Annotated in this window: 5 protein-coding genes; 1 reads left to right on the top strand and 4 read right to left on the bottom strand. The window is 37.0% G+C overall.

Translation table 11 applies throughout. The annotated features are described in order from the left end of the window. The first annotated feature begins 464 nt into the window (after positions 1-464). Positions 465-2690 (top strand): YhgE/Pip domain-containing protein, encoded by a 2226-nt coding sequence (locus D1B32_RS23370; protein ID WP_095311417.1) that lies wholly within the window; start codon positions 465-467, stop codon positions 2688-2690. Positions 2691-2791: 101 nt separating this feature from the next. On the opposite strand, the gene D1B32_RS23365 is transcribed toward D1B32_RS23370, so the two are convergent. The 4 genes from D1B32_RS23365 to D1B32_RS23350 all read right to left on the bottom strand — a co-directional run bounded on the left by D1B32_RS23365 (position 2792) and on the right by D1B32_RS23350 (position 5403). After that, entirely contained in the window at positions 2792-3556 is a 765-nt protein-coding gene (locus D1B32_RS23365) for an SDR family NAD(P)-dependent oxidoreductase (RefSeq protein ID WP_095311415.1), read from the bottom strand. 175 nt (positions 3557-3731) lie between these two features. Beyond that, complete coding sequence (locus D1B32_RS23360; RefSeq protein WP_095311413.1) at positions 3732-4184, bottom strand: GNAT family N-acetyltransferase; 453 nt, start codon at positions 4182-4184, stop codon at positions 3732-3734. A gap of 5 nt (positions 4185-4189) precedes the next feature. Continuing rightward, on the bottom strand, positions 4190-4768 hold the full coding sequence (locus D1B32_RS23355) for a GNAT family N-acetyltransferase (RefSeq protein ID WP_118890499.1): 579 nt from the start codon (positions 4766-4768) through the stop codon (positions 4190-4192). Positions 4769-4842: 74 nt separating this feature from the next. Further along, positions 4843-5403, bottom strand: coding sequence for a GNAT family N-acetyltransferase (locus D1B32_RS23350; protein WP_118890498.1), 561 nt, complete (start codon positions 5401-5403; stop codon positions 4843-4845). Between the last annotated feature and the right edge of the window lie 180 nt (positions 5404-5583).

Below are 5583 nucleotides of genomic sequence, written 5' to 3'. Positions count from 1 at the left end.
TACACCGCCATGAACAGAAATCAAACAGTAGATAATAAAAATAATCCAAAGCAAAATGGTTCCGATCATCAAAAACCGATGATCGGAACCATTTTTCAGTAATTTAGGCTAGTTATGTCTCAGCCTCTTTTTTATATGTTTAAACCGATACATAAATGTAATATCATGGTGTCCAATAAAGCCATAAACTCTCCGTTGAAGTAAAACTTCATTATAGGAATTTCCCGTTATCCTGATTCTTTTATTATCCATTCTATGTTTTATCATTATTGCTTTTCAAACAGAAGAATAAAAATATCGTTTGGTGATTAAAACAAGAACGCTTCACAAATTATAGTCCGATTTTATAATAGCTAATAAATTTCTAAATACTCGATCAACGCTGCCAATATGGCATTATTGTAAAGGCATTGTTATAATTTGTACTATTATCTAAACAAAAATTAAAGTAAGGAAGCGAAACAATGAAGAATAGTTGGAAGATATTTTCAACCGATATGAAAAAAACAGGAACAAACTGGATTGCATTAGTGATTATTGGAGGACTTGTACTGCTGCCCTCCCTCTATGCTTGGTTTAATATAAAGGCTTCTTGGGATCCATATGGTCAGCTCGATCGAATGCCAATTGGTATTGTAAATGAGGATTTGGGAGCAACTGTTCATGATGAAGATATTGATGTTGGTGATGAATTAATTGAGACGTTAAAAGAAGATGACTCGATGGACTGGAACTTCACAGACCGTCAGACTGCAATGGAGCGCGTTGAATATGGCGATTATTTTGCCGTTATTATCATACCAGAAGATTTTTCAGAAAAGCTGGCTACTGTAATTAGTGACAAGCCTGAGAAAGCAAATGTTGAATATTATGTGAATGAAAAAATAAATGCTATTAGTCCGAAGATGACAGACAAAGGTGCAAGTGTCATTGTAGAAAATGTAAGCAGCCAATTCATTTCAACTGTTAATGGTGTTATTTTTGACTTATTTAATACGATTGGAATTGAATTAGAAAATGACTTGCCGGATATGGAACGTTTTAAAAACTACATTTTTGAAATGGAAGAAAAACTGCCGGAAATTCATGACGTCTTAACTAGTTCGTTAACGGATGCGAATCATGCTACGGATATTATTCATAACGCTCAAGCACTAATACCAGATGCGAAACGAATAACTGAAAATGGACTTCATACAATTGATGATACCGTAGCATTTCTAAACGAAGCTGAAAACCGTCTTAATGAAATAGCTCCTGAAATAGAAAAAAGATTAGAACAAGCACAAGAAGTAACTGCGAACATCAATTCATTTATGCAAGATATACAATCAACTGATGTTGATTTTACAAATGGTGAAAACTTGTCTGAACAAATCGATACAAAAACTTCGCAAGCTATCGAGCAAATCGAATCGATTGAAACAATTTTACGGCAGTTACAGGAGCAATCTCAATCGGGTTCTGAGGATGAAAATGAGTCTGAGAATGAAATTGGGAACGAAAACGGAAATGAAAATGAAATTAAGCCAAAGCAAGAAGAAATAACATTGGCATTGGAACAGCTTGCTACATTGAAAACGGAGCTTGAAAATATTCAAAATGCTGGCTCCGACCTCCTATCATTTATAGATGAATCAAAACTCGAGATGACACAGGTTCTTGATGAATTGAAAGAACGTGCAGCAACTACAAATGAATCCGTCGATGCATTTGTAAAGGAATATAAAGAAAACATTGAGCCTACTGTATTAGAGAATGTAAATAGCGCCAAAACAACCTTAAACGATGCAAGAGGAATATTGGTTGAAATTCAGGAAACTATCCCAGAGATTGAAAATATTTTGGCTCGAACCGATACCAATCTCGGTGAGGGAAAAGAATTATTGGAAAGCATCCTTGGTGAGTATCCATATGTGAACAGTAAAATTAAGGAAATAGCAGATCGAATCCGACAGATTCAAGGTGAAACAGACTTGGAAGAAATTATTCAGCTGCTGCAAAATGACCCAGATGCTGAAAAAGGATTTTTCTCAGAACCAATAGTATTGGATGAGAATAAGATTTTCCCTATTGCCAACTATGGCACAGGGATGACACCATTTTATACGGTGTTAGCAATTTGGGTTGGTGGTTTACTACTTATTTCTCTATTATCAACCGACGTTCACAATCCCGAAGGCTTTACAATACGTGAACAGTATTTCGGTAAACTATTCACCTTTATGACAATTGGAATCTTGCAGACATTAATAATAACTTCAGGTGACCTCTTGTTGTTAAATGTCGGGGCGGCTCATCCTGGCTGGTTAATTGTGTTTGGTCTGTTCATCAGCATCATATTCATGGTTATCATTTATACACTTGTTTCTGTGTTTGGTGATATAGGGAAAGCAACCGTAATTGTTCTTTTAGTTCTGCAAATTGCAGGATCTGGGGGAACCTATCCAGTTGTATTGCTGCCAGACTTCTTCCAAATGATTAACCCCTTCCTTCCGTTCACGTATGCAATTGACTTGATGCGTGAAGCTGTTGGTGGAATTGTCTGGAGCCGTGTGTTACGAGATGTCATATCCTTATCCTTATTTGGACTCGCGGCTTTCTTACTCGGAGTCTTTTTGAAACAACCGATTAATAAACAGACACGTAAATTAATTAAAAAATCAAGGGAATCTGGTATGTTCCATTGATGTAGATTAAAACTTTATTATGTATAAACCATCCCCCCACCAAAAAACATGTTTGTTTGCTTTTGGTGGGGGGATTGTGTAATAAAATATACCTATCAGCCTTAATCCGCCTGCATACCACCATCCACATTGTATAGTGACCCCGTTACAAACGATGCATGCTCTGAAGCTAGGAATAAGACTACTTGAGCAACTTCCTTCGGTGCACCAAAACGCCCAATTGGAATCCCCTGTTTGATTGCCTCACCGGATGCTTCTGGCTCTCCTGGCGTAATATTATTTTGAATATCAGCCAGCATTTGCGTATCTATTGCAGCTGGCGCAACTGCGTTGATACGGATTCCGCTAGAAGCTGTTTCAAGTGCAGCAGTTTTTGTAATACCTGCTACTGCGTGTTTTGAAGCAATATAACCTGCCATACCAGCAGAACCGATATATGCTGCATTCGATGCAGTATTGATTATACTTCCATAACCTTGAACTTCCATTTGCTTAATAACATGCTTTAATCCAAGAAATACACCTGTAACGTTAATATTAAGGATTTGTTCAAATTTTTCTTTCTCCAAATCTTTAATTTGTGCGAAAGGTCCATTAATTCCAGCATTGTTGAAGAATACATCAATCTTGCCAAATGCATCAACCGTTTGCTTGACATAATTTTTAACATCTTCCTCATTTGTTACATCGGCACCAATAACTACTACCCTATCAGGTTCTGCATTTAGTGAAGCTTTTGCACGTTCTAGTGCATCTTTATTAATATCTACTAATACAACTTTCGCACCATTATCCAAAAATAACTGTGCCGTTTCTTGCCCGATTCCACCAGCACCACCTGTGATCAACACAACCTTATCTTCCATTTAAATTCCTCCTTTAGTACGATGTAGTTCTAACTACAGTTTAATGAAAGCGTTACCGGAAATCAAATTAGTTGCTTTATAGTATTTTATACTAGGAGAAATTAATTTCATTGCACATTTTATCTCCCCTACTAATCTACTTATGATGCCTTTTGCTATATACTGCACATCGAATTTATAACTCTTGTGACAGTCGAATCATATCTCGGCACCATATGCCGTTTTCATAAATAGGTGTATCATAGTGCCGAATGAAAAAGTCCCTATCGATAGCTGTTATTCGAAATCCACATTTTTGATAGAGAGCCAATTGTCCAATACTGGAATTCCCTGTCCCTATCTCTATTATTTTAAATCCATCCCGTCTAGCTCGCTTAAGTGCATCCATTACTAGTAGTTTGCCTATCCCTTTTCCTTGTGCAGTCTCTGCCACCGCAATATTTATCAATTCAACTGTTCCTGTTCTTGTTGGTATAAGAACATAAACACCGATTATTTGATCTTTCTCTTCTAAAACATAGCAATCCCCTCCTTCTAAATACGCAGCAACAAGCTTTTGAGAAGGATCGGCCATGAGCAATAAGTCCATTGGTGGACTTTCATGAAGTTGGATTTCTCTAATGTTCATTCCTATTATATGCTCCTCTTCGAAAATTCATATTGTACTTCTATACCACGCCATGAACACCGCTGCCTTTCAATTACATTTAATATGCATGGTGCCTCAGCCTGTGATTCAAGCTTTCGATGCTCCTCAGGAAATTCCTTCTCCACTCCAATTCTTATGTATGGTAGCTTTTCTTGTGCTTTTTGGGAACGGATATTTTCTCGTTTTGCACCTGCAAATACATTTTTTAATCGGAACTTTGAAAAAGCTATATGCAGAATTTCAGTTTTAGCCATTGCATTATAGCCTTTTCCCCAGTAGGGGTAACCGATCCAAGTACCAATGTGACACCTATTATGAATCCGATCAATATCCTTCAATGTAATCACACCTATTAGTTCCCCACCATCGTTCAATATTACTCTGGAAAACTGTTTCCCAAGCCGTTCCTGTTCGAAAACATGGGTAATAAAATTTATTGTCCCCTCTATAGAAGTCTGTTCGTCATCCAATCCCAATGCCTCTTTTACTTGAACTGCTGAGGATAGACGGGATATTTCTTCCGCGTATTTTTTTTGATGTTGGACTAAAAATAAAGTCGTCATCGATATTATCCTCCCTATCAAACCGATTTTCATAAATTTAACCTACTTTCCTTATTAGTATAACCAAAATTAGCTTAAGCAAGCTTCGCATAAACACATGTATCTCGCAGTTCATTCGTATCTGGAGAAAGATCATCATTTTTTAAAATACCTTCTAACACAAAACCTAATTTCTCCGGAATTGCTCGGCTTTTTTGGTTATGTGTATCGCAACGTATTTCTAGCCGCTTGGCATGTAATTCCGCGAAAGCGAAGTCCGCAATACCTTGTACCGCTTCTATCATATATCCTTTTCCACTAAAGCGAGTATCAATCCAATAACCAATTTCAAATTTAGGAATAGACCAGTTAATCCGATGCAGACCAGAAGATGCAATAAATTCTCCAGTCCCTTTATGGAAAACAAGTAATCTAAGATCTTCTCTCGTCAAAAAAGAAGTATGAGCCGATCGAATATTCAGCTCAACATCCTGCTCTGTTTGCTCCTGCTGGGCAAAGGGCATCCACGGCTTCAATTCCTTCATTGAGGCTTTTATTGCTTCAAAAACAACTTTTCCATCTCCCGGTCTTGGCATGCGAATAATCAATCGTTCTGTTGTAAATTCTTCAGGAAATTCTTTCAATACTGGATTCATCTTTCTCACCAACCAAATAATTTAATTTTTATAATAATACAGTTTTTCTTTTTGACGAATTGTAATATTAAGTGCAACACCTAAAAAATGTGGTTAAAATAAAACAACCCATAACAGCTTCGTGTAAAATGTAAGTAACCACACCAACACATACACGGAGGTCTGTTATGAGCTACCAAC

The sequence above is a fragment of the Oceanobacillus profundus genome (assembly GCF_003515705.1).
Classification (GTDB): domain Bacteria; phylum Bacillota; class Bacilli; order Bacillales; family Amphibacillaceae; genus Oceanobacillus; species Oceanobacillus profundus.
The sequence above is the reverse complement of the archived record's forward strand: the minus strand, read 5'-3'. Positions and strand labels throughout refer to the sequence as shown.

What these genes read in the sequence shown, in the direction of transcription:
- D1B32_RS23350 (WP_118890498.1), bottom strand. Translation starts at nt 5,403, where the DNA reads ATGAATCCAGTATTGAAAGAATTTCCTGAAGAATTTACAACAGAACGA.
- D1B32_RS23360 (WP_095311413.1), bottom strand. Translation starts at nt 4,184, where the DNA reads ATGAACATTAGAGAAATCCAACTTCATGAAAGTCCACCAATGGACTTA.
- D1B32_RS23365 (WP_095311415.1), bottom strand. Translation starts at nt 3,556, where the DNA reads ATGGAAGATAAGGTTGTGTTGATCACAGGTGGTGCTGGTGGAATCGGG.
- D1B32_RS23370 (WP_095311417.1), top strand. Translation starts at nt 465, where the DNA reads ATGAAGAATAGTTGGAAGATATTTTCAACCGATATGAAAAAAACAGGA.
- D1B32_RS23355 (WP_118890499.1), bottom strand. Translation starts at nt 4,768, where the DNA reads ATGACGACTTTATTTTTAGTCCAACATCAAAAAAAATACGCGGAAGAA.